The organism is Porphyrobacter sp. AAP60, from assembly GCF_001296025.1.
In the GTDB taxonomy this organism is placed as follows: Bacteria; Pseudomonadota; Alphaproteobacteria; order Sphingomonadales; family Sphingomonadaceae; genus Erythrobacter.
The window spans coordinates 22,501-47,882 of sequence record NZ_LJHV01000014.1 but is presented as its reverse complement, the minus strand read 5'-3'; the positions used below and the strand labels follow the sequence as shown (position 1 = coordinate 47,882).

Below are 25,382 nucleotides of genomic sequence, written 5' to 3'. Positions count from 1 at the left end.
CACAGATTGCGCTCCCCTGACGGGGAAAACTATGCGGCGATCAGCGGAAGTGGCGGAGACGGAGGGATTCGAACCCTCGGTACCCTGATAGAGTACGGTTCCTTAGCAGGGAACTGGTTTCAGCCACTCACCCACGTCTCCGGGCAACAGCGTTGGCTGCGAGGGCCGCGCTATAATCGGCATGTGTGCCAGCGGCAAGGTGGCTTGCAATAAAAACCTCGCCGCCCCGTGCAAAGACCATGTTGCCTCGAACGGAACCTGCAATTCGGTCGCCGTTCAGCCTTGGCCGCCTAGCCGAAAACGGTTCGTCGCAAATCCGATTCGCTCCGGCGACAATGGATTGCGGCAGGTAGCCAGAGCGATTCTGGTGCAGCCTGCCACAATCCGGGGCTGACATGTTCCTGCGAAAGGCCGCCTGATGATCGCAACCTTGAATGACCTTCACCGCCGATTTTCGGGGCTTGCTCTGGCGGGCCTGGCGGCGCTTGCACTGACCGCGCCCGCATCAGCGCAAGATCTCGAGAAGTTTGATCCCGACCAAGCCTATAGCGCGCAAGACACCGCGCCCGCAGGCGGGATCGACGGTGACTTGATCGATCCGCAGTCACCCGCGCCCACCCCCTTGCCGGCCCAGCCGAGCGTGGATAGCGCATTCGACGACTATGCAAATGCGCCCCCCGCCCCGCAAACGGCGGAGCCAGGCGTGGTCACAGCTGACACCCCGCTGCCGGCCAGCACATCTGACACCTATGGCGAGGATGATCTGATCGGCGCAGCCGAAGGCGTGTTCGGAAAGGGCGCAGAAGGTCTCGCTAAGCTGATCGAGGATTTGCTCAAGAAGCAGGGCGAGCCCAATGGCTACATCGTCGGACGCGAGGCTGGCGGGGCGTTTATCGTCGGTGCGCGTTATGGATCGGGCACGCTACATCACAAGATCGAAGGTGAGCAGAAGGTTTACTGGACAGGCCCATCGGTCGGGTTTGACGCCGGTGCCAATGCCGCCAACACCTTTGTGCTGGTTTACAATCTTTTCGACACCGAAGAGTTGTTCAATCGGTTCCCCGCAGGCGAGGGCCAGGCCTATTTCGTCGGCGGTCTGAACGTGAGCTATCTGCGTCGCGGCGATATGGTACTGATCCCGATCCGCGTCGGTGCGGGGCTGCGGCTGGGGATCAATGCCGGTTACATGAAGTTCTCGAAAAACCAGAAATGGCTGCCTTTCTGACCCGATAGGCGCAAACCCGGTTGCGATGGCGCGTTATGCGCGCCATTGCGCGCAGCATGATGCTTGATCGACTCAGCCCACAGGCGCCCGACGCGCTGCTCGCCCTGATCCGTCTTCATGCGGCTGATCCGCGTGAAGACAAGATCGACCTCGGCGTTGGTGTCTATCGCACCGATGATGGCGCGACGCCGGTGTTTGCCGCCATCAAATCGGCCGAACAGCAGCTGATCGATACGCAGGACAGCAAATCCTATCTCGGGCCAGAAGGCGACATGGGCTTCGTCAACGCGCTGATGCCCTATGTTTTCGGCGCCAATGCCACGATGGGCGGGCGTGTCGCGGGGATGCAGACGCCGGGCGGCACCGGTGCGGTGCGGCTGGCACTGGCACTGGCCCAGAAGGCCGGTGTGAAACGCGTACACATGGGCGTGCCAAGCTGGCCGAACCATGCGCAAATCCTTGCCGATCTCGGTCTGGAACTGGTCGCCTTCGATCATTCCCGGCCGGATGGCACCGCCAATCTTGACGCGGTGATCGCTGCAATCAACGGCGCGGGCGATGACGAGGCTGTGCTGCTGCATGCTTGCTGCCACAACCCCACCGGCATCGATTACACCGCTGAGCAATGGGCTGCGATCGCCGATGCTTTCGCCGCTTCCGGCACATTTCCGATCATTGACAGCGCCTATCAGGGCCTTGGCCACGGACTGGAAGAAGATGCTGCGGGAATGCGCGCTGTGCTTGCCGCTGTGCCCGAAGCCTTTGTCGCTTATAGCTGTGACAAGAATTTCGGCCAGTATCGCGACCGCGTGGGCGCGTTCTACATTCTCGGCAATGGTCAGGAATCGCTCGATACGGCGTTTTCCAATGCCAATGCACTGGCCCGTGCGGCGTGGTCGATGCCGCCCGATCACGGCGGTGCGGCGGTGCGGATCATCCTGCGCGATCCCGATATGACCGAGGCATGGCTGGCCGAACTGGACACCATGCGCGCCCGTATGCGGCAGGTGCGCGATGCGCTGGCGGCAGAGGGGCAGGCGGGCCGGATCGATCTGACCCCGCTGGGTATCCAGAACGGGCTGTTCTCTATGCTGCCCGTGACCAAGGACGAGGTTGCCGCCCTGCGTGAAGACCATGGCATCTACATGGCTGCATCGGGCCGCATCAACATCGCGGGCCTGACCATGGCAAACCTGCCTAAATTCATCGCCGCGCTGGCGGCGGTCGCGGTCTGAGCACGGCGCCATGCTCGACCGCCAGCCCGTGCTGGAAGGCGAGCGCTTGCTGTTACGGCCCTTGCAGCCGGCCGATTGGGACGCGCTGTTCGCCGTCGCGTCCGATCCGCTGATCTGGCAGCAGCATCCCGCACATGACCGCTGGCGCGAGCCGGTATTTCGCGCCTTTTTTGACGATGCGCTGGCGAACAAGGGCGCGTTGGTCGCCATCGACCGGGCAAACGGCGCGGTTATCGGCTCTTCGCGTTTCGAGGGGCTGGAGGAGCCTGACGGCGGCTCGGTCGAGATCGGCTGGACGTTTCTTGCCCGCGCCTTCTGGGGCGGCGCCTACAATCACGAAATGAAACGCCTGATGCTCGCACACGCGCTGGCCAGTGTGGCCGAATGCCGGTTTCTTGTCGGCACCGCCAACACCCGTTCGCGCCGTGCGCTCGAAAACATCGGCGCGCGCCTGACCGACCTCATCGAGCAGCGGGTTATGGCGGGCGGCGAGGTGATCGAGCACCTCACCTATGTCATCACGCGCGAGGATTTCGCGAAGGGGCCGCTGTCCGGGCGAGGCTAATTCGAACAACCCCGGCTTGGCTGTTTCTGTTGATGAAACTCGCCGCTATCGCCCGCAGCCGAACTGACGTAACCTGCCGGGATCACACGACGTCGGGAGCCCATCATCGAAAAACGCCTGATCTATCGCTCGCAGCCTTTCGGGTTCGACAAGTCCATGCTGGCCGGAATACTCTCGGTGGCACGGCGGAACAATCCGCGCGATGATATCACCGGAGCGCTGATTTGCCGGCACGATCTTTATCTCCAGCTGATTGAAGGGCCGGCGCCAGCTATCGACGCGCTCTATTCGCGGATTCAGGCCGATGATCGCCACTTCGATGTGCGTCTATTGCTGGAAGAGCCGATGGGGGTACGCCTGTTTCCCGGTTGGGCAATGCTTGATGACGAGGCGCCGTCGCTGTTCTGGTCAGCGCAGGATGTCGAGGCGGGCGCGCTCGAAACAGCCAGACCCGATGAACTGCGCGCGCCGTTTGTCCGGCTGAGCAAGGCGCGGCCTGCTGGAATCGGGTAGCGCAGCGGGCAATCAACCCGCCGCAGCCAGACCCTGCATCCGCTTGAGATAGCGCGCCAGAACGTCGATTTCGAGGTTCACCCGGTCGCCTTCGGCCAGTTGCCCCAGCGTCGTGACTGCCGCGGTGTGGGGAATGATGTTGAGCAGGAAATCGCAGGTGCGGTCTTCGCGGTCGCGCACGTCATTGACGGTGAGCGAGACGCCGTTGACCGTGATAGAGCCTTTCTCGGCGATGAAGGGCGACATTTCGGCCCGCGCGCGGATCGCGATCTGCCAGCTTCCGCCTTCCTGCGCGACCTTCACCACCTCGCCAACCGAATCGACATGGCCGGTCACGATGTGGCCGCCAAGTTCGTCGCCCAGCCGCAAGCTGGGTTCGAGGTTCAGGCTCGCGCCCGCTTCCCACATGCCGGGCACCGTGCGGCTGACGGATTCGGCTGAAAGATCCACGTCGAACCAGGCATCGCCAGCGGTTCCGCCGCGTTCGACCACTGTCAGGCACACGCCCGAACAGGCGATCGATGCGCCGATGTCGATCCGCGCCGGGTCCAGCGGTGCATTAATGCGCAGCCGCAAATCACCGCGCTGTTCGGCGCTGGCAATGGTGCCGATGGCGGTGACGATACCGGTGAACATGGGGCGTTTCCTTCAGGTGTTGCGGATGCGCAGATAGGCGGCGAAGCTGTCGCTGCCAAGCTGGCGGCGTTCGGACAGCTGCCAGCGTCCATGGGCATCGCCAAGATTGCCGATTCCCAACGCGCCCAAGCTGCGGCGGCCATCGCCGATCAGGATCGGTGCGGTGTAGAGGTGCAGTTCGTCCACCAGATCATGGGCGAGGAAGGCGGCCGCGGTTTCGGCCCCGCCTTCGACATAGAGGTGCAACACGCCATCCAGCCCGGCAATATCCTGCGGCGCAGCGATTGCGGTGACGCCATCGGGCGCTTCACCGCGGGTCAGCACAACCCGCTGCGGCGAGCGTTGCTCGAGTCCGGGCAAGCGCACATCGAGGCGCGGCGCGTCCGCTCTCCAAGTGCCCCCACCGACGAGGATCGCGTCATGGTGGGCGCGCTGGGCATGGACATGGGCGCGGGCAAACTCTCCGGTGATCCACCGGCTGGTGCCATCGGCCAGAGCAATGCAACCGTCCAGCGAGGCCGCCAGTTTCAGCGTCACCCTTGGCCGGCCAAAGTGCTGCCGGGCGAGAAACCCGCCAAGGCTGGCGGCTGAGGCGGGATCATCGAGCAGTGTGACCGCAATCCCCGATGCCTGCAATCGTGCCATGCCTTTGCCAGCAGTGCGCAGATCGGGATCGCGTTGGCCGATTACCACCCGTGCTGGCCGGGCTTGGGTTATCAAGTCAGCGCACGCGGGGCCACGCGGCGATGCGTGGGCGCAGGGTTCCAGCGTGACGTAAACCGTTGCTTCGGCGAGCAGGGCAGGGTCGATGCCGGCCAGCGCCTCGGCTTCGGCATGGGGGCGGCCACCGGGCTGCGTCCAGCCGCGTGCGATGATCCTGTTCTGATGCACCACCAATGCCGCCACACCGGGGTTGGGACGCGAAAGCGGCCGCGCGCGCAGGGCAGCAAGCCGCGCTGCGGCTGCCATCCAGTCGTGATCGGTCGGGGCTGCGTGTGCGGTTATTGTCCGGCGCTCTCAGCCGCACGCTTGGACAGTTCCTCGCGGCGCTTTGCCTCGGCTGCGGCTTCAGCGGCGCGTTCGGCTTCGGCCTTGCGCTCGATTTCCTCGACATTCATGCCGGCTGCCGCGCCCAGAGCCTTGTACATCTCGCGCTTGCGCGCCGCGACCCGCTCACGCTCCGCTTCGCGCAGATCCTTGATTTCCTGATTGGCGCGGTTTTCGGCCATGATCTCGGCATCGGTGCGGGCTGCATCGAGCGTGGTGATATAAGTGATCCTTGGCCGTTCGGGCTCACCATAGACCGTGCTGCCCATCGCCCAGTAGAGAATGAGCGCTACCGGCATGATCGACAGCGCCAGAATCGGCCAGCGATAGGGTGTGGGCTTCCGGATTTCGTTCCAGAAATCGGAGATGCCGGAAGCAGGATTGAAGCGCGACTTGGAAAGCATTGGGGCAATATAGGAAGGATCGGGCGCGATGGCAAAGGCTTCGCCTTAACCGAAGGCCGCGTATAGCCCCCGTCCGTGTTCTTTCAGCCAGCGATCGGCGGCATCGATCTCGCCTTCGAATATCCGGGCCAGCAGCGCATGGAAGGCCGCGCTGTGATCGAAATGAACCAGATGGGCGACTTCGTGCGCGACCACGGAACGGCGCACGTGATCGGGCGCCTGCACCAGCCGCCAGTTGATACGGATCCGGGAGCGGTCTGAGCAGGATCCCCACCGGCGCTGGGCGCGTGTCAGGCCGACCGGCACCGGATCGACCGCGGCAGCCGCGCAGTATTCCAGCAAATCCGCTTCGCATAATCTCAGGGCTTCGGCTTCGAGCCAGCGGCGCAGGCGCGTTTCCAGCCCGGTCTCTGGGCCACCGATGCGCAGGGCGTCGCCGTCAAGAACCGGGCGGCGCGGCGCCGACGGTTCCCACGCCAAGTGCAGCACATCCCCGCGGTAGCGAACTGTCCCCCCCGGTTGCGGCGCGGCGCGTTGCGGCATTTTGGCGAGCTGTCCGGCCAGCCATTCGCAGCGCGCATGGGCAAAGGCAATCGCTTCGCGCCCCTCGGCCCATGCCGGCAGAGTGACGCGCACTTCGCTGCCATCGGGCGCAAGCCGCAGGGTCAGCCGCCGCGCATTGTGCAACCGTTTCAACACGATCGGCACACGCTTTCCGGCCAATTCGATCTCCGGCTCAAGCGGCGGACGGCGGATCCAGTCGATCATGCGTCCGCATCCCGTTCCCGCGCCGCACGGTCCGGACGGGGCGAGGGCCATTCGACGATGTGATGTTCCATCGGGCCAGCATCGACTTCGCTGACCACCCGGCCGATCACCGACACGCCGACCCGGCGCACCGCCTCGCGATCGCCGCTGATCAGGTAGTGCCATCCGGGCAGCGCCCGTCCATCGGCGCGCAGACGGTAGGCGCAGGTTGAAGGCAGCCAGCTGACCTGTTCGACGATCCGCAGCGTCAGCCGCAGGCAATCGGGCACAAATGCCTTGCGGTTGCGATAATCGCTGCATTGCGCGGTGCCGGTATCAAGCAGGCGGCAGGCAATATTGGTATCGAGGATTTCGCCGGTGTCTTCGTCTTCGATCTTGTGCAGGCAGCAACGGCCGCAGCCATCGCACAATGCTTCCCACTCGGGGCGGGAAAGCTCGCCCAGCGGCAGCTCCCAGAAGCGCTCTCTCAATTCACCCATTTGCCCAGTTCCGCCGCAACCGCATCGCCGCCCTGATCGACCGGAAGCGTTGCCAGCGGCTCGCCTTCGGGGCCGAACAGATAGACGATGTTCGAATGATCGACGAGGTATCCGCCGCCTTCTACCGGATCACCCTTGGCATAGAACACCTTGAACGTCTTGGCAGCAGCGGCAATCTGTTCGGGCGTGCCGGTCAACCCGATGATGTCGGGCGAGAAGGCGGCAGCAAATTCGCCCACGACCTTTGGCGTATCACGTTCAGGATCGATGGTGATGAAGATCGGCTGGATCCTGGCCGCTTTTTCCGGATCATTGGCCGAAAGCACCTTCAATCCTTGGGCCACGCGCTGCATGTCAGTCGGGCAGATATCGGGGCAGAACGCGTATCCGAAATAGACGACACGGTATTTGCCCGCGAAATCATCCCACTTCACGGTGCGACCGTCGCTGGCGGTCAGCGTAAAATCGCCGCCGATGGCCGCGCCTGCCAAAGGCGGTTCGGCAGCGGGCGCGCCGCTGTTGCACCCGGCAATCGCCAATGCGGCGGCGACCAGAAAGGAAAGGGCAGTGCAAGGGTTGTTGATGCGGTTCATGGTCTGCTAACTGACTCATATTGAAGAGGCGGGGAAGATGCAGGCTTGTCCTGCTCCCCCATGCACACCAGATGTGTGATTGCTACACTGTAATCGCTACACAAGGCGTGTGACAGGTAAAGCGAAAGGATCAAACCGTGCCAGCCGATGTTTTGCGCAAATTAGGCTCTCGGCTCACGATTGCCGGTGTTGTCCTTCCGGTGCTGGCTGCGGTGCTGGCGGTTCCGGCGGCAGCGCAATTCCAGTCGGAAGGGTACAAGTTCCTGGAAGCGGTCAAGGATCGTGAAGGGGACGAGGCAACAAGCATGCTCGACAAGCCGGGCAGCCAGCTGGTCAATTCCCGTGATCTTACCTCTGGCGACACCGGCCTGCACATCGTGGTGGCGCGCAGCGATGCCCTGTGGGTCCGGTTCCTGCTGCAGCGCGGGGCCGATCCGAACATCCGCAACAAGCGGGGCATGACCCCCCTTCAGCTGGCCACCGCAATGGGCTTTACCGAAGGCGTCGAGGCGTTGATCAAAGGCGGGGCGAGCGTCAATGTCTCTGACCAGACCGGAGAAACGCCGCTGATTGCCGCGGTCCATGCCCGCAATGTGCCGATGGTGCGGCTGCTGCTGGAAAAGGGTGCAGACCCTGACCGCAACGACAATTCGGGCCGCTCCGCACGCGACTACGTGGAATTGCAGAACGGCAATTCGCTGATGAAGCAGGAACTCGCCAATGCCGACAAGAAGCGGGCCGAGGCGGGAACCAAGCGCGATTACGGGCCTTCCTTCTGATATGACAAACCCGACCGATTTTACCGATCTTACGCTGGACGAACTGCGCATCGCGCTTGCGCCCGATATCGCGGCATCTGCGATTTTCGATGGCTGGAATGAAACCGCGCTGGTGGCCGCTGCCGAAATGGCGGGCTGTGATGTCGATGTGGCGAAGCTGGCTTTTCCGGGCAGCAAGCCGATGGACATGATCGCGGCATGGATCGCGTCCGTCGATCAGGCGATGGAAGCGGAATGGCCAGCCGAACGCCTCGCCACGCTGAAAATCCGCGAACGCATTCGCACGCTGGTTGCCTTCCGGCTCGATGCAGTCGCGCATATCGACGAAGCGGTGCGCCGTGCGCTTGCCGTGATGGCGCAGCCGCAGAACGCGCGGCGTTCGCTGCGGCTGGGATGGCATTCGGCGGACGTGATGTGGCGGCTGGCGGGCGACACCGCGACCGATTACAATCACTATACCAAGCGCGCGATCTTGGCAGGCATTTACAGCGCCACGCTGGCGGTGTTCGTGAATGATGACAGCGAAGGCAAGGCCGATACCCACGCCTTCCTCGAACGCCGGATCGACGGCGTGATGCGGTTCGAGAAGGTCAAGGCGCAGTTCATCGGCAAGGATCGCGAACTGCCCAGCCTGACCCGGTTTTTAGGCCGATTGCGTTATCCGGCGCGGTGACTCGCCTCAAGCAGCGAGGCGGTAGGCGCAGATAAACACGTCCGAACTGGTGGATTACCCTTAAGCCGCAGTCGCGCCGGTGCCTAACCTCGCCTATTGTCCTTTACAGATTCGCGGCGCATCTCGCGCCGGTGAAACAACTGTTTGATACAGAAGGGACGTTTCGATGGCGGGTTCGCTCAATAAGGTCATGCTGATCGGCAATCTGGGCGCTGATCCGGAAATTCGCAGTTTCCAGAACGGGGGCAAGGTCGCCAACCTGCGGATCGCCACGTCTGAATCGTGGAAAGACCGCCAGACGGGAGAGCGCAAGGAAAAGACCGAATGGCATACGGTCGCGATCTTTTCCGAAGGGCTGGTCAGCGTTGTCGAGCGCTACCTGAAGAAGGGCAGCAAGGTCTTCGTCGAAGGCAAGCTGCAAACCCGCAAATGGCAGGATCAGAACGGTCAGGACCGTTACAGCACCGAAATCGTGATTCAGGGCCTTGGTGGCACCTTGACCATGCTTGATGGCGCCCAGGGCGGCGGTAGCGGCGGCGGTGGAGCGCGTTCAGGCGGCAGCTCGGGCGGTTATGGCGGCGGTGCGGCAGGCGCTGGCGGCGGCTGGGATCAGGGCGGCGGATCGTCTGGCGGCGCAAGCGGCGGCGCTAGCCGCGGCGGCTATGACGATCTCGACGATGATATTCCATTCTGATCGTAGCCGGAAAACAGCATTCCCATGGGCCCCGCAAGCGATTGCGGGGCCTTTTTTGCGTCTGGGTGATGCCCATGAAGCCTCCAGTTCGCTGGCCGATCCACCACCCATAACCGCAAGCGTCAAATGTTGATGCTGGTCGGAATCAGGCTCGGCTGCAGGTAGGGGTAGGGCCGCATCCGGTCGGCGTTGCGCGTTGCGATCACCGTGTCGATATTGGCGAGCTGTGCCTGAAACACCGGCAAGGGGCCTTCGGGCGCTGTCACCCGCGGGTCCGCGAACCACGGGGCATAGGGCGCATCGGTGGTGCGGTAGTCACCCAGCGCACGGTAATGCAGCGATCCCAGCAGCTCGAGGACATTGAGTTGTTCCAGCGCCAGCGCCATCGGCGGCATCATGGCGAGCCAGCCGGGCTTGTCCTGCCCCGATTGCGATGGCGGCGCGCTTTGCCAGCCTGCGCCGGTGATTGCGGGGGCAAAGGCCATGATGTCCTTCTGCGGAAAGTTGACCGCTGCGTGCTGCGCGCTCGCGGTGAAGATGATCATGGTGCAGGCATCCACCAGCGCGGCGCGGGTCGTGATCGGGCCAAAGCCCTTGATCTTCGCGTCACCCGCCACGCAGGCGGCCCAGGCGGCAAGCTCGGTGTCGCCCGTCACATCGGCATCGCTGGCATAATAGAGCCCGACATATTGCGCCGCCCAGTCATGGATCGCCTGCCATACCAGCAGGCCATCATCGCGATAGGGGAAGTCTGCCAGCGCCGATCCGGGGCCGACACCGCGTGCGGCCAGATCATGCGGCAGCATCTTGGCGGTGAAATCGAAATCGAGCCGCGCCGCCACGGCGAGCGCCTGAGTCGAAGTGATGGTGCCGGCAAAGATGTGATCGATTGGGCCATCGGGCGCGATCAGCGAGGTTGCCGCTGCTTCGTTGATGAACAGCGTGCCTTCGAAATGCGGCACCAGCAGCGCCCAGATCGGGTGGATGGTCGCCAAGTGGCGGTGGGTGGCCATTGCCACGCCTTCGATCACCAGATGGGTGCGACCGAGATGCGCGACGAGTTCGTGATAATTGCCGTCGGCCACCTGCACGATCAGCTTGGCCATTTCCCAGCCCCATTGATCCGCAGCGGCGACCGAAGGGGTGAAGATCGGCCATTCTTCGGGATCCTGCCCGCACTGGATCGCCACCGGTACAAGGCTTGCACCGCCCGGCGGCACCGCGAATAGCGCCAGCGGCTGCCAAACATGCTTTGCCAGCCCACCCCATGTGCCCGGATCAAGCGCCCCCAGCGCGGCATAATCCATCATGAACAACCGCCCGTCGGCCAGCGCGGCTTCCAGCGTGTCTCCATTCACGACGCGAGCGTAGGTCTCTGCCGATACCGGGAAGTTGGCGGGCAGGCTGCCGCCCACCGCCGCGATCAGCATGGCATTGGGCCCGGCCACGCGCAACGCGGCGAACTCGGCATCGTCTTCAAAGGTCCAGGCAATACCCGGCAGCGGCAAAGTGTCGAACAGCGCACGATAGGCCTCAAGGCTCGGCGGGGTGCTGCTGCCGAGGCCGGCGGCATCATCGACCTTCATCAATTCTTCCAGTCGCGCCTTGTGGGCCCGGAGCGCCGCAATTCTTGCCTCGCGATCAGCATGGGCAACGGCTGCTTCAAGATCGGCAACCAGATGGCCAAGGAAACTGCCGTGAGCAGGAGCGACCGGCGCGACCAGCGCTGCGGTTGACGCTTCGATAGCATCGCATTCGGCCAGCACGGCTTCGAATTTGGCGCGGGGGCTGTCCAGCTCGCCGCGGTCCACGCCGCCCAGCTTCACCGACAGCGCATTGCGCACAATCTTGAGACTGATATCGATCAGCAAGCCCCACCATGCCAAGGTCGGCAGGTTATCCGCCGGAACGCTGGCGGCAAGCGGCACGCCGGGCAGGCTCGCAACCTGTGTGCTCCACACGTAACGGGACTGGCTGCCAGCCAGCTGGGCGACCCGCGCCGCTTGCTGGGCGGGAGAATCTTGCTGTGGCAATGATGGCGCGGCAGGCGGCACCGGAGCTGTCAGCGTGGCGACGTGCGGGGCAATGGGAGACTGAAAGCTCATCCGGACATTCCTCGATCAGTGGTTTCCACCATCCATAGTTTGCAGCAGTTAAATATCCGTCAGCCGTGCATGAATTGTCCGAACATCATCAGGTTAACCGTTGGGCAACTTGGTTAACTTTGTTAACGCGGCCTTTACACTCGCCCCTTAATCCATGCCGTCATGATTGGGGTCTTATCCAGCTTGAGAAAGCGCTTCGTACCGCCCATCCCTGACGGGATACGGGATGATTTCACGATCCTGCGGGCGAGGCGGGTCGAGACGCAGACCAACATGATGTATGTCATGTTGCTGGCGACCACGCCCACGGCCGCATGGGCGGGCGCGGCGGATGTACATTGGCTCGTCCGGTTCGGACTGCCCGTCATCCTTGCCGTGCTGTGTCTTCTCGGCCTGCTGGAAAACTGGCAAAGCCGCCAGCGCCGGATGAGCCTGCGCCGCGCGCGCCTGATTGTGAAGAAGACCAGCCGGGTGTCCGGTATTGTCGCCATCATGTGCAGTACATGGTGCGTGATTAACTGGCTGAATTCCCCGCCCGAAAACCATGCCAGCTTCGCGATGATCCTGACCATGGGATCGTTGGCGACAGCCTATTGCCTGTCGTCGATCCGGTTTGCAGCGCTCCTCAATCTCGTGATCGGAGTGGTGCCGATTTCCGCGCTGATGCTGTCTTCGGGCGTTCCGTCGGAGATGGCAGCTGCGACCAGTCTGATGCTGGCGACGGCCATCCTGATCCGCTTTATCATGCAGGGCCATGCGATGCTGGTCGATCTGCTGCAATTGCAGAAACAGACTCGCGATCTGGCCAATACCGACCCGTTGACCGGACTTGCCAATCGCCGTGCACTGGACGGGAAAATTGCCGATCTGTTGCAGCCTGCGGACACGCAGCGGCCATTCCGTCTGGCGTTGCTCGATCTTGACGGGTTCAAGCCGGTCAATGACCGGTTCGGCCATGCCTTTGGCGACAAGCTATTGTGTTCCGTCGCAGACCGTCTGCGTGATGTCATCGGCGATCAAGGGCTGGTGGTGCGGCAGGGGGGCGATGAATTCGCCGTCTTGCTGCCGCCCGATTCCGCGCTGGCCGAGGCTCCGGTTGCCGACCAGATCCTGATCGCGCTGGTGCGGCCGCACGTGATCGATGATACTTCTGTTGCCGTTGGCGCCAGCATCGGTGTGGCGCAATGGCCGAAAGACGGAGCTTGTGCCGACGAGCTTTTCGAGTTTGCCGACCGTGCGCTGTATCGGGCCAAGGCCGAAGTGCGCACGCCGCTGAGGGCAGCGGATGACATGGCGCGTTCCGCCTGATTTTGGCAGCCTAGTCTTTCTTGAGGGCTGAAAGCGCAGCAGCCAGCGGGCCAAGCTGATCGCCTTCGCGCACGATCCCGGCTGCCTTGCGGGCTGCATCGGCATTGGGGCCTTCGGCGTAGGGATCGATCGCGAGACCCAGTGTCTGCGCCACGGCCTCGCCCAGATCGAACATGTCGCCGGTGAAAGCGATTTCGTCGCAATCATCGGCCTCAAGCTCGATCTCCAATGCCTCGCCTTCGGTCATCGGTCGCCCGCTGTCTTCGACGAACCGCAGATCGATCGGTTCGTCGATCATCACCGGGAAAACTTCGGTCGAGATCGCGCATGGCTGCATGATTGCGGCCTTCAATCGTCCCGTTGCACGGATGGCGCGGGCCTTTTGATCAAGCGCGACTTCGGCCCGCAGGCTTTGTACCGCACCCAGCCCGAACCGCACCGCCAGCGCAGTGCGTTCTTCAAGGCTTGCCTCGATCACCACCAGCCCGGCGGGCAGGGGCCGCGCCTTGACCATGCGGGTCAATTCGGAGGGAGGGGCAGGCGTGGTCACCAGATCGCGCTCGCTTTCAGCATTTCCGCGTCGGAAAAACGCGCGAGCCGCTGAAACATTTTCATCAGCCGTTCGGCCACCATCGCGGCGCTGGCAGCCTCATCAGCGCCATCGGCAAAGGTTACATTGCGCTGCACCGCGGCTGTCAGCTTTTCCAGATCGCCCTCGTTGAGAGCGCTGCGGTAGGCACCGAGCCTCCCGCCAAGCACGCTCATCAGCTTGCCGATCCGCTTGCCTACGACCACATCATTGACGCCGAATTCCCGCAGTTGCCCGTCCATGTCTTCCACGAACAGCTCCGCCAGCAGCGCGCTTTCAGCGCGCATTTCCGATGCCTCTACCCGCACCATGACCGCGCTGAGCACTGCGGTGATCATATCGAACCGCCCGGCGATCGAATCTGCCACCCGGCATTCGCTGTAATAGCCCGGATCGCGCGCCAGTTCGATCACGCGGTGCCACAGCGGGCGCACGCCTTCGCGCGGATCGGGCGCGGTGCCAAGCAGGCGGGAGAGGAAGGACATCGGTTTCAGGCCTTTCAAGCGGTCGGACAGGGCGTCGCCCGCGGTAGCAAGCGTCCCGACTATCCTACGCTAACGCGCAAGCGCCGGATGCGTTCAACCGCGGTTCAACCCGTCTGCACCACCGCTGCATGATATGGTGCGTTGCAAGCTGGCGACTAGCCCCTTAAAGCGCTTCCCCCAAGGGACAAGTGCGCCTGTGCGCGCGATACATGACGGGACGAACACGGTTTGGCGCAGATGATTGAGGCAGGTGCGAAGAAATCCGGCTGGCGCAAGCTCAAAGCGCTCGCGCTGCTGGCCGGCGTGGCGGCGGCATTGCCTGCCTGCTCGTCGATCCGCGAATCGCGAGGCTATATCGTCGACCCGCTGCTGTCCGACCGGGTGCAGCCCCGGATCGATAACCAGCAATCGGTGGAAGGCACGCTGGGTCGGCCGACCTTTGTCAGCCAGTTCGGCACACCGACGTGGTATTACGTGTCGAGCGTGACCGCCCAGCGCCCGTTCAACCGGCCGCGCATCCAGCAGCACTCTGTGCTTGCAGTGCAGTTTGACGAGGCGGGGCGGGTCAGCACCGTGCAGCGCAGCGGAATTGATCAGGTCGTCTTCCTTGACCCCAACGGCAAGAAGACGCCGACTCTCGGTCGCGAGCGCGGGTTCCTTGAAGATCTGTTCGGCAATATCGGTCAGGTCGGCGGGGCTGGCTTGCCCGGTGGCGGCGGGCCGGGCGGGCCATAAGCCGGCTTTTCAGCTCAGTGCTTGATCCTGCGCGGCTGCGCGCCATATTCCCGTTATGACAAGCGATCCGGCAAGCCACGGCCTTATCCAGTGGCACGGCACCACCATCATCGGCGTAAGGCGCGGCGACAAGACCGTGATCGCTGGCGATGGGCAGGTGTCGATGGGCAACACCGTGATGAAGCCCAATGCCCGCAAGGTGCGCCGTATCGGCGATGGCAGTGTGGTTGCGGGCTTTGCCGGCGCGACGGCGGATGCCTTCACCCTGTTTGAACGGCTGGAAAAGAAGCTGGAGCAATATTCCGGCCAGCTGATGCGCGCCAGCGTCGAACTCGCCAAGGACTGGCGCACCGACAAATATCTGCGCAATCTCGAAGCCCTGATGATCGTGGCTGACAAGGACACGTTGCTGGTGCTCACCGGCAATGGCGATGTGCTGGAGCCGATTGGCGAGATCGCGGCGATTGGTTCGGGCGGAAATTTCGCCTTGGCTGCGGCGCGCGCGCTGGCCGATTATGAAAGCGATGCCGAAACGATCGCGCGCAAGGCCATGGCGGTTGCTGCCGATATCTGCGTCTTCACCAATGGTAATCTGACGGTCGAAACCGTCTGACAGCCAAGGCGAAGATCGCCTCGCAAAGCGCCGCTTGCTTGCCATGATTGCGCCCGCTTGTATGGTCTGATCCATGCAAACAGCCGGTCGCCGCGAGAAGATCCAGTCGATCCAGCTGCTTCGCTTTCTGGCTGCGTTCATCGTTGCCTATTCGCACATCGCCTTCGGGTTCGCTTTTCACCTCGGGCAGCAGCGCGGCTTGCCTTTTGAGCCGCCCGCGCTTGCGCTGTCGCGGGTTGCGTTGTTCTTTCTGGTGTCGGGCGCGGTGATGGTGGTCGCCTCGGGGCGCTTTTTCGAAGCACCGGGCGGCTGGCATCGCTTTTTGCTACGACGGCTGATCCGGATTTTGCCGGCCTATTGGATGGCAAGCCTGCTGTTTGCCGGTTGGAAACTGTTCAAGGGGCAGGACTTCAGCTTGGCCCATCTGGGCTATTCGCTTGCGCTCATCCCTTTCGGGGGAGACACGAGGGGCGGCTTTCCTCAGCCGTTTTTGTGGCCCGCCTGGACGCTGTTCTACGAGGTTTTGTTCTACGTCGCCTTTGCCGCGGCGCTGTTCCGCCCGCGGCATCAGGCCGTGCTGGTGTGCAGTGCGCTGCTTGTGATGCTGGCGGGTGCGGGGCTGATTGCGGACTTCGACGATCCTGTTCTGTTCATGGCAACCCGCCCGGTGTTGTTACTGTTCATTGCCGGCATGGTGCTTGGCCTGGCTCAGATCAAGCAGATCGAACTCGCGCCTGCGATCAGGTGGCTTGCGCTGGCTGGCGCGCTCGGCCTTTTGGTGTTCGCGCCGGATTTATCGACCGGGCGGGGTGCTGCACCGCTTGGATTTATGGCGACAATTGGCATCGGGATACCGGCGCTGCTTGTTGCCGTGGCGGTGATGGCGGGGCCTTTGCCACTGCCTGCGCCGCGGCTCATCAACCATTTGGGCAATATTTCCTATTCGGTCTTTCTTCTCCACGTTCCGATCGCCTCCTTCTGGATTTGGTTCTACCAAAAGGCTGTGCCCGATCCGGGGCCATGGCTGTTCCTGGCAAGCTGTCTGTCGCTTACCCTGATCGCGAGCCATTTTTCTTACCGGCATTTTGAACGGCCCGTGACCGATTGGCTGAACGCCCGACTGTTGCGCCCCGCGCCGAAGCTAGCATCTTGAACCGGGCGGGGCAGGGGCCACATTGCCCGCAACAGCCAGCGGTCCGGCCGCCCCCATATAAACAAGGCAGACATGGATAACCTTACCCCCAAACAGATCGTTACCGCTTTGGATGAGCATATCATCGGCCAGGCCGAGGCCAAGCGCGCGGTGGCGGTGGCGCTGCGCAATCGCTGGCGCCGCCAACGGCTCGGCGCGGATCTGCGCGACGAGGTCACGCCCAAGAACATCCTGATGATCGGGCCCACGGGTTGCGGGAAGACCGAAATCAGCCGACGGCTGGCGAAGCTCGCCGAAGCCCCGTTCATCAAGGTCGAAGCGACCAAGTTCACCGAAGTCGGCTATGTCGGCCGCGATGTCGAACAGATTGCCCGCGATCTGGTGGAAGAAGCAATCCGGCTTGAGAAGGAACGCCGCCGCGAAGCCGTGCGCGAAGCCGCATCCGAAGCCGCGATGGACCGGTTGCTGGTGGCGCTCGTCGGCGACAATGCGTCCGAAGCCACCCGTGAAAGTTTTCGCCAACGGATCGTCCAGAACGCGATGAACGATGTCGAAGTCGAGATCGAGGTGCGCGATGCCCCCGCAGCTCCGTTCGACATGGGCAACATGGGCGGTCAGATGGGGATGATCGACCTTAGCGATATGATGGGCAAGGCGCTGGGCAAGAAGTCCACGCGCCGCCAGAAACTGCGGGTGCCCGATGCGTGGGACCGGCTGGTGGACGAAGAGGCTGACAAGCGGCTTGATCAGGATGATGTCGCCCGCGTGGCATTGGCCAATGCCGAAACCAACGGGATCGTGTTCCTCGACGAGATCGACAAGATTGCGGTGTCGGACGTTCGCGGCGGCAGTGTGTCCCGCGAAGGCGTGCAGCGCGATCTGCTGCCGCTGATCGAAGGCACGACCGTGGCGACCAAGCACGGCCCGATGAAAACCGATCACGTACTGTTTATTGCGAGCGGCGCGTTTCACGTGGCCAAGCCATCGGACATGCTGCCCGAATTGCAGGGCCGCTTGCCCATTCGGGTCGAACTGCGCGCCCTGACCGAGGCGGATTTCGTGCGGATCCTTTCCGAAACCCGCGCCAATCTGGTGGCGCAATACAAGGCGCTGCTCGGCACCGAGGAGGTCACACTCGACATCACGCAGGATGCCGTGGCCAAAATCGCCCATATCGCGGCGCAAGTGAACAGCACGGTCGAGAATATCGGCGCACGGCGGTTGCAGACAGTGATGGAGCGTTTGCTGGAAGAAGTCAGCTTCGAGGCGGAAGACCTGAAGGGCCAGACCGTGACGATCGATGCAGCCTATGTGCGCGACAAACTGGCCGGGCTGGCCGGGAACACCGACCTCAGCAAGTATATCCTGTGATGCCTGATCCGGTCAGCGATCTGGCCGGGATGCTGGCGGGGATGGCCCCGGTGCTGGATGCAAAGCGGTGGCGTTTCATGATGCTCGATAGCGAAGCCCCTGCCAATGCTTTCGCTTTGATTCGCGAAGACGAAGGCACCACCGCGATTGTGCCGGGCGAGGGCGGAGAATTCGCTCGCATTACTCTTATGGTGCATTCCGCGCTTGATGGTGTCGGTCTGACGGCAACGGTTTCCGGCCGGCTGGCGGCTGATGGTATCGCCTGCAATATCGTCGCGGGGTTCCACCACGATCACCTGTTTGTGCCGTGGGAACGGCGCGACGAGGCGCTGGCTTTGCTCCAGCGCCTCTCGCAATCAGGCTGATTATTCTCCCAGAAGATATTTCTGCCAGAACACCAGCTGCGCCAGAAAGGCGTAGTCGGAATTGTCTTTCTTTCGGAACCCGTGACCTTCGTCCGCCGCGACCAGATGCCATGCCTCGCCGCCCTTGGCACGAATCGCGGCGACCATCTGATCGGCTTCGGACTTGGGTACGCGGGGATCATTCGCTCCGGTGATCACGAACATCGGCTTTTCGATCTCGGCCACGCGGGTGAGCGGGCTGATTTCAGTCAGCTTGGCGCGCTGCACCGGATCACGCTCGTCGCCGTATTCCACCCGCCGCAGATCCTGGCGGTAAGGATTGGTGTTTTCGAGGAAGCTGACGAAGTTGCTGATCGCCACGGTGCATTGGGTCGCGGTAAGCTTGTCCTTGAGCTGCACGGCGGCGGCATAGCACATGTACCCGCCATACGACCCGCCCGTCAGGCCAACCCTGGTCGGATCAACCGCCGGATCGGCCCGCACCGCGTCGATCAGCGCTTCCATGTCGCGCACCGAATCCTCGCGTTTGAACGGGCCGTTGTCGAGGCTGACGAAGGTTTTGCCATACCCCGTCGATCCGCGGACATTGGGGTAGAATACCCCGATGCCCAATTCATTGAGGTGGTAATTGTTGCGCCCCTGAAAACCTGCCGTGCTCTGACCTTCCGGCCCGCCATGCACGCTGACGATCAGCGGGCGTTTGCCGGGAAACTTTGCCGGGTCAGGCATGTAAAGCAGGCCCGAGACCTCCAGCCCGTCAAAGCTTTTGGTGGTGACGATGCGCGGTTCGACGTTGACGCTGGCATCCAGCCCGCCGGTTTCGCTTTGTGTCCAGCGGGTCAGTTGCATGGTCGCAGGGTCCAGCGACCACACATCGGCGGCGCTTTTGGCGCTGGAGAACGAAAAGCCGATCTCGCCCCACGGCGCAAACTGCAATCCGCCGATCAACCCGGCAGGCAGGGCATCGACTTTGGTGACCTTGCCGCTGGCGACGTCGAGCAGGCGCAGCCGGTCGCTCCCCGCCTCGTTCACGACATAGGCAATGGTGTTGCCATCATCCGAAATGTCGAAGCTGTCGACGTCCCATGTTTCACGTGAAACATCGCTAAAGGCACCCGAGACGGGGTCTAGACGGCCCAAGCGCTTGAAATCGGACCCCTGGTCGCTGGTGACCCACAGGGAACCATCAGGGGCGACTTCAAGCCCGCTATAGGCAATTTCGGCCGCCGGATCGCCGATCGGGGTCATCGCGCCGCTGGCGAGGTCGAGCCGGTAAAGGTCGGAATCCTGCACCGAATTGTAATCGATCGCATAGGCGGTGCGATTGTCGGGAGCGAAGCCGACGATCGCCCAGCCGCCGCCCTTGCTTTCGTGCACCATCCGCGCCGAGGCGGGATCGCGCGGGTTCATCACATAGAGATCGGAATCGACCCCGTTGCGTGCTGTCGAGCTGAAGCCGACGAGTTCGCCATCCTTGCTCCATGCGCCCGGCTGGTTGCGGCTTTTGCCATCGGTCAGCAGGGTGAGGCGGCCATCCTTCAGCGTGTGGAGCTGGAAATATTCGTCCCCGCCGCGATCCTTGGTGACAAGGATCACATCGCCTTTCGCCGGAGCGTAGGAGCCGCGCACCGGCTCGGCCTCGAAAGAAATCTGGGTGCGTGCGCCCATCGGCGCTTCGACCCGGTGCAATTGGCTGACATTGGCAAAGCGGGTGCTGATCAGCACGGCGCGGGTGTTCGGGTCCCACCCCGCAAAGCCGGCGCCGCGCGCTTCGAGATAGGGGCGAGCACGTTCGGCCAGTTGCAGCGGGATCGGCGGCATATCCTCGGCTGTGAGGGCTGCGGGGATCGGCACGGCGGCGGCTGCGGGCGCATCTTGCGCGGCGAGCGGCGCGGCGGTGCCAATGGGCAAGGGGGCAAGCAACAGGGCAATCAGACTGGCGTGACGCATGGGGGTGTTTCTCTCTCCGTCGGAAAGCCTCGTCAAAGAGGCCATACGGCAGAGGGGTAACGGGTGCCCTGCAGTCACGCAATCCTGCGCTATTCGGCGGCCTCTGCGTTCACATCCTCGCGCCGTTCGTTCGCCTGCCGCGACCACATTTCGGCATAAAGCCCGCCCGCAGCCAGCAGGCTGGCATGGCTGCCGCTTTCGGCAAGCACCCCGTGATCGAGCACCAGAATGCGATCGGCATCGGCGATCGTCGAAAGCCGGTGGGCGATGGCAATAGTGGTGCGGCCCTGCGCGATGCGCTTCAGCGTGCCGAGGATTTCCTGTTCTGTACGCGAGTCCAACGCGCTGGTCGCCTCGTCGAGCAACAGGATCGGCGGGTTCTTCACCAGCGTGCGGGCGATGGCGACACGCTGCTTTTCCCCGCCTGAAAGTTTCAGGCCGCGTTCGCCCACCATGGTGTCATAGCCATCGGGCAGGCGGGCGATCAGCGGGGTGAGTGCGGCATCCTGCGCGGCCTGTTCGATCATGGCCTGATCCGCGTGTTCCGCCCCGTAGCCGATATTATAGGCCAGGCTTTCGTTGAACAGCACCGAATCCTGCGGGACAATGCCGATCGCCGCGCGCACGCTTTCCTGCGTTACAGTGGTGATATCCTCGCCCCCCACCAGCACCCGACCGCCTTGTGGGTCATAGAAGCGGAACAGCAGCCGCCCGATGGTGCTCTTGCCCGCGCCCGAGGGGCCGACGATGGCGGTGGTCGTTCCGGCTGGCACCTCGAAACTCAGCCCGTTCAGGATCGTGCGCCCCGGATCATAACCAAAGGTGACATTATCAAAGACGACAGCGGGTTTGCGGATGATCAGCGCGGGCGCACCCGGCTTGTCCTTCACTTCGATGTCGGTGTCGATCAGGCGGAACATCTCGCCCATGTCGATCAGCCCTTGCCGGATGGTGCGGTAAACCCAGCCGAGTACGTCCAGTGGGCGGAACAGCTGGATCAGCAGCGAATTGACCAGCACCAGATCGCCTACGGTCAATGCTCCGGTGCTCCACCCCCACACGGTATAGGCCATCGCCGCGCCCACCAGCGCATTGGTGATCACCGATTGCGCCATGTTGAGCAGGCCGACCGAGTTTTCCGACTTCACCGCCGCTTCGGCATAGGCGCGGGCGGCCTGGGCATAGCGCGCTTCCTCGCGCGCTTCGGCGCCGAAATACTTCACCGTCTCGTAATTCAGCAGCGAATCCACCGCCCGGTGCAGCGCCTTGCCATCGAGATCGTTCATCTCGCGCCGCAGTTTTGTGCGCCATTCGGTGATCGCGCGCGTCACCCAGACATAAAGGACAACGGTAACGGCAGTGGCTGCGACCAGCTCGATCCCGAAATTGATGTAGAAGATCACCCCGACCGCGATCAGTTCGAAGATTGTCGGGGCGATGTTGAACAGCAGGAAATACAGCATCTGGTCGATGCTCTTGGTGCCGCGTTCGATGATCTTGGTGACTTCCCCGGTGCGCCGCGCAAGGTGGAACCGCAGGGACAGGCGGTGGAGGCGGTGGAACACGTCCTCGGCCAGATGCAGGGTCGCGACCTGTCCCACGCGCTCGAACGCGATATTGCGCAGGTTGTCGAAGGCTACCGAAGTGAAGCGCCCCAGTGCGTAGGCAGCAACCAGCGCCAGTGCGACCGTGGCGCCGTCGCTCGCGGCCCTTGTGCCCGACATCGCATCGACCGCACCCTTATAGGCAAAGGGCAGGGCAAGGGTGACACCCTTGGCTGCCAGAACCAGCATCATTGCGACCGCGATCCGCATTCTGAGGCCCGGATTGTTCTCGGGCCAGAGGTAGGGAAGGAAGCGCCGCAGCGTCGCCCAGCTTTCGACATCGCGTTTCGATGCGGCGTTCGGGGCGGGCGGTGCGGTTTCTGGTGGCATGTCGGGCCATCATGTGGGCGCGCAAGGGGGATACCGCAAGGCGAGGGCCGCCGTCAGAAGCGCGGGCCCACCATATTCGAACGCTTCGCCTCGCGAATGGCGCGGGCAACATCGCGCGGCACATCGAACAGCACGCGCTTGCGCGCAAAGTCGATTGCGACCCGGTCAAACAGCGCAAGGTGCTGCATGCCGAGTGAAAGCACCGGCTTGTCGGCAAGGCCCAGCGCGGCGAAGGCGGGGGTATCGGCAAAGGCCAGCGGCACATCGGTCAGCGCCAGCCCTTCGATCACCAGAGAGCGCACCACAGACACCTGCCCCACCAGATCGACACCGTTAACGTCGGTGGTGATCACTTCGGTCGCTCGTTTTTCCCTCATGCTGTCGCGCAGGGCGGTGTTCCCAAGGCTGGCCTGCGCGCCGGTATCGATGATGACAGTCGCCTGCACGCCTTCCACCAGAGCATTGGTGATCAACAGCTGCCCCAGCTTCTGACGGGCGCGCACGACAATCTCGAACCCGGCACTATTGTGTTTGATAGAGGCATCCTCGACCGCGATGGTCTGCTGGCGGAAGTCGAGCAGCACCCTCATGTCTTGCAGGGCGTCCAGCCCGATGATGCCGTCCGCCCCCACATTCTCGCGCGCAAGGACAGGTGCGTCGAAGTTGATGAAGCTGTTGCTGCCAAAGTCGATCCGGCCAACGCTGGCCAGATCAACCGTGCGGCGGCTCGCCATGCCCACCAGCACTGCGGTGCCGGCAGGCGGCAGCGCCAGGCTGGCGCGGATCTCGTGGGTGATCGCGGTAGCCTGGCTGCCTGTGTCTATAAGGAAGGCGAACGGGCCGGTGCCGTCGATCATTACGGGCAGGGTCAGGCGGCGATTGCGCTCCCGATCGAGGGCAAGCACTTCGGCAGCGGGATCGACAAGTCCGGCAGCAGGGGCGGCAACCGGGGTTTCGGCTGAAACCGGGATGGCCACAAGGCCCACCAGAGCGGCGATAATACGCGCACACATATAGTCTCTCCCAACCGGCAGGACATTCGCGGCCCGGGCGGATGGCTGATCATACCACTCGCGGGGCGTGGCCCCAAGCGGGATAGGCGAATCAAACTTGGGCTCGAATCGTGATCCAACACCGGAATCGGCGGATCAGGGCTGCCGATGCCAGAAACAGGCGCCTGATCGACCATCGAGAACCGCAAAAACCCCGATTCCGGAGCCGGTTTGGAGGGGATTCGGGGTGATTCTTGGGGGTCGACGGCCGAATTGGCGGTCTGAAGCGGGATTGAAGTAGGCAAAAAATGGCGGAATTCTGCGGTTCTTGCGTGCCAGTGAAATAAAATTGCAAAAACCCGTTGACCGAATCCCGAACCCCGCATAGATGGGCTCCACCGACGCGGCGCTGACGGCTTCCACCGCCACCGCAACGACCGGTCGCCAACATAAACGGATAGCCGGTCCCCCGGTGTAAATCGGGGAACCAATCGCTGTCCGCTATTACTGTCTGGTGGATCTTTGACATCGTTAGTTTTTGATGAAGGGACATGTGGGCGACGGCGCCCGGTCCGGGGACCTCAAGGCTCCGGTAACCGGTTAATTTAAGCCGATGCCACATCCGACGCAGACTCCACGTTTGCCCGGATGATAAGCATGTTCATTCGTATCCATTACGTTTGACAGCAGGTATTGGCTCCTTGCAGCTCATGCCAGACTGGAGGGTGGGGTTTTCCCCATGCTAGTTTGGTGTGTGACACAACTTGAGAGTTTGATCCTGGCTCAGAACGAACGCTGGCGGCATGCCTAACACATGCAAGTCGAACGAGACCTTCGGGTCTAGTGGCGCACGGGTGCGTAACGCGTGGGAACCTGCCTTTAGGTTCGGAATAACAGTGAGAAATTACTGCTAATACCGGATAATGTCTTCGGACCAAAGATTTATCGCCTTTAGATGGGCCCGCGTTGGATTAGCTAGTTGGTGGGGTAAAGGCCTACCAAGGCGACGATCCATAGCTGGTCTGAGAGGATGATCAGCCACACTGGGACTGAGACACGGCCCAGACTCCTACGGGAGGCAGCAGTGGGGAATATTGGACAATGGGCGAAAGCCTGATCCAGCAATGCCGCGTGAGTGATGAAGGCCTTAGGGTTGTAAAGCTCTTTTACTGGGGATGATAATGACAGTACCCAGAGAATAAGCTCCGGCTAACTCCGTGCCAGCAGCCGCGGTAATACGGAGGGAGCTAGCGTTGTTCGGAATTACTGGGCGTAAAGCGCACGTAGGCGGCTTTTTAAGTCAGGGGTGAAATCCCGGGGCTCAACCCCGGAACTGCCCTTGAAACTGGGAAGCTAGAATCTTGGAGAGGCGAGTGGAATTCCGAGTGTAGAGGTGAAATTCGTAGATATTCGGAAGAACACCAGTGGCGAAGGCGACTCGCTGGACAAGTATTGACGCTGAGGTGCGAAAGCGTGGGGAGCAAACAGGATTAGATACCCTGGTAGTCCACGCCGTAAACGATGATAACTAGCTGTCCGGGTTCATAGAACTTGGGTGGCGCAGCTAACGCATTAAGTTATCCGCCTGGGGAGTACGGTCGCAAGATTAAAACTCAAAGGAATTGACGGGGGCCTGCACAAGCGGTGGAGCATGTGGTTTAATTCGAAGCAACGCGCAGAACCTTACCAGCCTTTGACATCCTAGGACGACTTCTGGAGACAGATTTCTTCCCTTCGGGGACCTAGTGACAGGTGCTGCATGGCTGTCGTCAGCTCGTGTCGTGAGATGTTGGGTTAAGTCCCGCAACGAGCGCAACCCTCGTCCTTAGTTGCCATCATTAAGTTGGGCACTTTAAGGAAACTGCCGGTGATAAGCCGGAGGAAGGTGGGGATGACGTCAAGTCCTCATGGCCCTTACAGGCTGGGCTACACACGTGCTACAATGGCATCTACAGTGGGCAGCTATTCCGCAAGGATGCGCTAATCTCCAAAAGATGTCTCAGTTCGGATTGTCCTCTGCAACTCGAGGGCATGAAGGCGGAATCGCTAGTAATCGCGGATCAGCATGCCGCGGTGAATACGTTCCCAGGCCTTGTACACACCGCCCGTCACACCATGGGAGTTGGATTCACTCGAAGGCGTTGAGCTAACCCGCAAGGGAGGCAGGCGAC

Annotated in this window: 25 protein-coding genes, 1 tRNA gene and 1 rRNA gene (1 of these 27 running past the window's edge); 14 read left to right on the top strand and 13 right to left on the bottom strand. The window is 62.4% G+C overall.

Annotation, left to right across the window (positions count from 1 at the left end):
• Positions 1-50: 50 nt before the first annotated feature.
• Positions 51-141, bottom strand: a tRNA-Ser gene (locus tag IP79_RS12065).
• Between the two features lie 277 nt (positions 142-418).
• Here IP79_RS12065 and IP79_RS12060 point away from each other — a divergent pair.
• The 4 genes from IP79_RS12060 (at position 419) to IP79_RS12045 (ending at position 3,538) form a co-directional block, all read left to right on the top strand.
• On the top strand, positions 419-1,225 hold the full coding sequence (locus IP79_RS12060) for an EipA family protein (RefSeq protein ID WP_054119557.1): 807 nt from the start codon (positions 419-421) through the stop codon (positions 1,223-1,225).
• Positions 1,226-1,284: 59 nt separating this feature from the next.
• Complete coding sequence (locus IP79_RS12055) at positions 1,285-2,460, top strand: aromatic amino acid transaminase (RefSeq protein ID WP_054119591.1); 1,176 nt, start codon at positions 1,285-1,287, stop codon at positions 2,458-2,460.
• A gap of 10 nt (positions 2,461-2,470) precedes the next feature.
• A complete protein-coding gene (locus IP79_RS12050) occupies positions 2,471-3,025 on the top strand; it encodes a GNAT family N-acetyltransferase (protein WP_054119556.1) in 555 nt (184 codons plus the stop codon).
• A gap of 81 nt (positions 3,026-3,106) precedes the next feature.
• On the top strand, positions 3,107-3,538 hold the full coding sequence (locus IP79_RS12045) for a BLUF domain-containing protein (protein WP_324608192.1): 432 nt from the start codon (positions 3,107-3,109) through the stop codon (positions 3,536-3,538).
• Between the two features lie 12 nt (positions 3,539-3,550).
• Here the strand turns inward: IP79_RS12045 and IP79_RS12040 are convergent, their stop codons facing one another.
• Genes IP79_RS12040 through IP79_RS12015 form a run of 6 tightly spaced genes read right to left on the bottom strand, consistent with a single transcriptional unit; the run spans position 3,551 to position 7,465 of the window.
• Positions 3,551-4,174: a riboflavin synthase gene (locus IP79_RS12040; protein WP_054119554.1), complete on the bottom strand. Its 624-nt coding sequence runs from the start codon at positions 4,172-4,174 to the stop codon at positions 3,551-3,553.
• A gap of 12 nt (positions 4,175-4,186) precedes the next feature.
• Complete coding sequence (ribD, locus tag IP79_RS12035) at positions 4,187-5,143, bottom strand: bifunctional diaminohydroxyphosphoribosylaminopyrimidine deaminase/5-amino-6-(5-phosphoribosylamino)uracil reductase RibD (protein ID WP_054119553.1); 957 nt, start codon at positions 5,141-5,143, stop codon at positions 4,187-4,189.
• A 32-nt stretch (positions 5,144-5,175) separates the two neighbouring features.
• Positions 5,176-5,625 (bottom strand): hypothetical protein, encoded by a 450-nt coding sequence (locus tag IP79_RS12030; RefSeq protein WP_054119552.1) that lies wholly within the window; start codon positions 5,623-5,625, stop codon positions 5,176-5,178.
• 45 nt (positions 5,626-5,670) lie between these two features.
• Positions 5,671-6,393: a M48 family metallopeptidase gene (locus IP79_RS12025; RefSeq protein ID WP_054119551.1), complete on the bottom strand. Its 723-nt coding sequence runs from the start codon at positions 6,391-6,393 to the stop codon at positions 5,671-5,673.
• Positions 6,390-6,872 (bottom strand): YcgN family cysteine cluster protein, encoded by a 483-nt coding sequence (locus IP79_RS12020; protein WP_054119550.1) that lies wholly within the window; start codon positions 6,870-6,872, stop codon positions 6,390-6,392. The genes IP79_RS12025 and IP79_RS12020 overlap by 4 nt, the downstream gene beginning before the upstream one ends.
• A complete protein-coding gene (locus IP79_RS12015) occupies positions 6,860-7,465 on the bottom strand; it encodes an SCO family protein (RefSeq protein WP_054119549.1) in 606 nt (201 codons plus the stop codon). The genes IP79_RS12020 and IP79_RS12015 overlap by 13 nt, the downstream gene beginning before the upstream one ends.
• Before the next feature lie 137 nt (positions 7,466-7,602).
• On the opposite strand from IP79_RS12015, the gene IP79_RS12010 reads away from it, so the two are divergent.
• The 3 genes from IP79_RS12010 (at position 7,603) to ssb (ending at position 9,611) form a co-directional block, all read left to right on the top strand.
• Positions 7,603-8,244 carry an ankyrin repeat domain-containing protein gene (locus tag IP79_RS12010; RefSeq protein ID WP_233994195.1) on the top strand — a complete coding sequence of 214 codons (642 nt, stop codon included), beginning with the start codon at positions 7,603-7,605 and terminating at the stop codon, positions 8,242-8,244.
• A gap of 1 nt (position 8,245) precedes the next feature.
• On the top strand, positions 8,246-8,917 hold the full coding sequence (locus IP79_RS12005) for a COQ9 family protein (protein ID WP_054119547.1): 672 nt from the start codon (positions 8,246-8,248) through the stop codon (positions 8,915-8,917).
• A gap of 166 nt (positions 8,918-9,083) precedes the next feature.
• A complete protein-coding gene (gene ssb, locus IP79_RS12000; protein WP_054119546.1) occupies positions 9,084-9,611 on the top strand; it encodes a single-stranded DNA-binding protein in 528 nt (175 codons plus the stop codon).
• A 122-nt stretch (positions 9,612-9,733) separates the two neighbouring features.
• Here the strand turns inward: ssb and IP79_RS11995 are convergent, their stop codons facing one another.
• Positions 9,734-11,716 (bottom strand): lipoxygenase family protein, encoded by a 1,983-nt coding sequence (locus tag IP79_RS11995; RefSeq protein ID WP_054119545.1) that lies wholly within the window; start codon positions 11,714-11,716, stop codon positions 9,734-9,736.
• 183 nt (positions 11,717-11,899) lie between these two features.
• On the opposite strand from IP79_RS11995, the gene IP79_RS11990 reads away from it, so the two are divergent.
• The gene (locus IP79_RS11990; protein WP_233994194.1) at positions 11,900-13,024 is read left to right on the top strand and encodes a sensor domain-containing diguanylate cyclase; all 1,125 of its coding nucleotides are present in this window, start codon (positions 11,900-11,902) and stop codon (positions 13,022-13,024) included.
• Between the two features lie 10 nt (positions 13,025-13,034).
• Here IP79_RS11990 and IP79_RS11985 read toward each other — a convergent pair whose 3' ends face one another.
• Both IP79_RS11985 and IP79_RS11980 read right to left on the bottom strand, forming a co-directional pair.
• On the bottom strand, positions 13,035-13,574 hold the full coding sequence (locus IP79_RS11985; protein ID WP_197273810.1) for a YceD family protein: 540 nt from the start codon (positions 13,572-13,574) through the stop codon (positions 13,035-13,037).
• Complete coding sequence (locus tag IP79_RS11980; protein ID WP_054119542.1) at positions 13,571-14,098, bottom strand: ubiquinol-cytochrome C chaperone family protein; 528 nt, start codon at positions 14,096-14,098, stop codon at positions 13,571-13,573. Before IP79_RS11980 ends, IP79_RS11985 begins: the two co-directional genes overlap by 4 nt.
• 237 nt (positions 14,099-14,335) lie before the next feature.
• On the opposite strand from IP79_RS11980, the gene IP79_RS11975 reads away from it, so the two are divergent.
• The 5 genes from IP79_RS11975 (at position 14,336) to IP79_RS11955 (ending at position 18,335) form a co-directional block, all read left to right on the top strand.
• Positions 14,336-14,833, top strand: a complete 498-nt coding sequence (locus IP79_RS11975; RefSeq protein ID WP_054119541.1) for an outer membrane protein assembly factor BamE — start codon at positions 14,336-14,338, stop codon at positions 14,831-14,833.
• A 55-nt stretch (positions 14,834-14,888) separates the two neighbouring features.
• Positions 14,889-15,446: an ATP-dependent protease subunit HslV gene (gene hslV, locus IP79_RS11970; RefSeq protein ID WP_054119540.1), complete on the top strand. Its 558-nt coding sequence runs from the start codon at positions 14,889-14,891 to the stop codon at positions 15,444-15,446.
• 73 nt (positions 15,447-15,519) lie between these two features.
• The gene (locus IP79_RS11965) at positions 15,520-16,599 is read left to right on the top strand and encodes an acyltransferase family protein (protein WP_054119539.1); all 1,080 of its coding nucleotides are present in this window, start codon (positions 15,520-15,522) and stop codon (positions 16,597-16,599) included.
• A 72-nt stretch (positions 16,600-16,671) separates the two neighbouring features.
• Positions 16,672-17,970: an ATP-dependent protease ATPase subunit HslU gene (hslU, locus tag IP79_RS11960; protein WP_054119538.1), complete on the top strand. Its 1,299-nt coding sequence runs from the start codon at positions 16,672-16,674 to the stop codon at positions 17,968-17,970.
• Positions 17,970-18,335, top strand: a complete 366-nt coding sequence (locus tag IP79_RS11955; RefSeq protein ID WP_054119537.1) for an ACT domain-containing protein — start codon at positions 17,970-17,972, stop codon at positions 18,333-18,335. Before hslU ends, IP79_RS11955 begins: the two co-directional genes overlap by 1 nt.
• Here the strand turns inward: IP79_RS11955 and IP79_RS11950 are convergent, their stop codons facing one another.
• From IP79_RS11950 to IP79_RS11940, 3 genes are all read right to left on the bottom strand, one after another.
• Positions 18,336-20,285 carry a prolyl oligopeptidase family serine peptidase gene (locus IP79_RS11950; RefSeq protein WP_054119536.1) on the bottom strand — a complete coding sequence of 650 codons (1,950 nt, stop codon included), beginning with the start codon at positions 20,283-20,285 and terminating at the stop codon, positions 18,336-18,338.
• A gap of 89 nt (positions 20,286-20,374) precedes the next feature.
• Positions 20,375-22,219 carry an ABCB family ABC transporter ATP-binding protein/permease gene (locus IP79_RS11945; protein ID WP_054119535.1) on the bottom strand — a complete coding sequence of 615 codons (1,845 nt, stop codon included), beginning with the start codon at positions 22,217-22,219 and terminating at the stop codon, positions 20,375-20,377.
• 53 nt (positions 22,220-22,272) lie between these two features.
• A complete protein-coding gene (locus tag IP79_RS11940; RefSeq protein ID WP_054119534.1) occupies positions 22,273-23,232 on the bottom strand; it encodes an aspartyl protease family protein in 960 nt (319 codons plus the stop codon).
• Positions 23,233-23,971: 739 nt separating this feature from the next.
• Between IP79_RS11940 and IP79_RS11935 the strand changes: the two genes are divergently transcribed.
• Positions 23,972-25,382 (top strand): 16S ribosomal RNA (locus tag IP79_RS11935); it runs 76 nt beyond the window's last position.

Coding starts and splice junctions, on each gene's coding strand:
- ssb (WP_054119546.1), top strand. CDS start 9,084: ATGGCGGGTTCGCTCAATAAGGTCATGCTGATCGGCAATCTGGGCGCT.
- IP79_RS11980 (WP_054119542.1), bottom strand. CDS start 14,098: ATGTCCTTCCTCTCCCGCCTGCTTGGCACCGCGCCCGATCCGCGCGAA.
- IP79_RS12020 (WP_054119550.1), bottom strand. CDS start 6,872: ATGGGTGAATTGAGAGAGCGCTTCTGGGAGCTGCCGCTGGGCGAGCTT.
- IP79_RS12050 (WP_054119556.1), top strand. CDS start 2,471: ATGCTCGACCGCCAGCCCGTGCTGGAAGGCGAGCGCTTGCTGTTACGG.
- ribD (WP_054119553.1), bottom strand. CDS start 5,143: ATGGCAGCCGCAGCGCGGCTTGCTGCCCTGCGCGCGCGGCCGCTTTCG.
- IP79_RS11995 (WP_054119545.1), bottom strand. CDS start 11,716: ATGAGCTTTCAGTCTCCCATTGCCCCGCACGTCGCCACGCTGACAGCT.
- IP79_RS12025 (WP_054119551.1), bottom strand. CDS start 6,393: ATGATCGACTGGATCCGCCGTCCGCCGCTTGAGCCGGAGATCGAATTG.
- IP79_RS11950 (WP_054119536.1), bottom strand. CDS start 20,285: ATGCGTCACGCCAGTCTGATTGCCCTGTTGCTTGCCCCCTTGCCCATT.
- IP79_RS12005 (WP_054119547.1), top strand. CDS start 8,246: ATGACAAACCCGACCGATTTTACCGATCTTACGCTGGACGAACTGCGC.
- IP79_RS12060 (WP_054119557.1), top strand. CDS start 419: ATGATCGCAACCTTGAATGACCTTCACCGCCGATTTTCGGGGCTTGCT.
- IP79_RS11975 (WP_054119541.1), top strand. CDS start 14,336: ATGATTGAGGCAGGTGCGAAGAAATCCGGCTGGCGCAAGCTCAAAGCG.
- IP79_RS11940 (WP_054119534.1), bottom strand. CDS start 23,232: ATGTGTGCGCGTATTATCGCCGCTCTGGTGGGCCTTGTGGCCATCCCG.
- IP79_RS12040 (WP_054119554.1), bottom strand. CDS start 4,174: ATGTTCACCGGTATCGTCACCGCCATCGGCACCATTGCCAGCGCCGAA.
- hslU (WP_054119538.1), top strand. CDS start 16,672: ATGGATAACCTTACCCCCAAACAGATCGTTACCGCTTTGGATGAGCAT.
- IP79_RS12030 (WP_054119552.1), bottom strand. CDS start 5,625: ATGCTTTCCAAGTCGCGCTTCAATCCTGCTTCCGGCATCTCCGATTTC.
- IP79_RS11955 (WP_054119537.1), top strand. CDS start 17,970: ATGCCTGATCCGGTCAGCGATCTGGCCGGGATGCTGGCGGGGATGGCC.
- IP79_RS11965 (WP_054119539.1), top strand. CDS start 15,520: ATGCAAACAGCCGGTCGCCGCGAGAAGATCCAGTCGATCCAGCTGCTT.
- IP79_RS12055 (WP_054119591.1), top strand. CDS start 1,285: ATGCTTGATCGACTCAGCCCACAGGCGCCCGACGCGCTGCTCGCCCTG.
- IP79_RS12015 (WP_054119549.1), bottom strand. CDS start 7,465: ATGAACCGCATCAACAACCCTTGCACTGCCCTTTCCTTTCTGGTCGCC.
- hslV (WP_054119540.1), top strand. CDS start 14,889: ATGACAAGCGATCCGGCAAGCCACGGCCTTATCCAGTGGCACGGCACC.
- IP79_RS11945 (WP_054119535.1), bottom strand. CDS start 22,219: ATGCCACCAGAAACCGCACCGCCCGCCCCGAACGCCGCATCGAAACGC.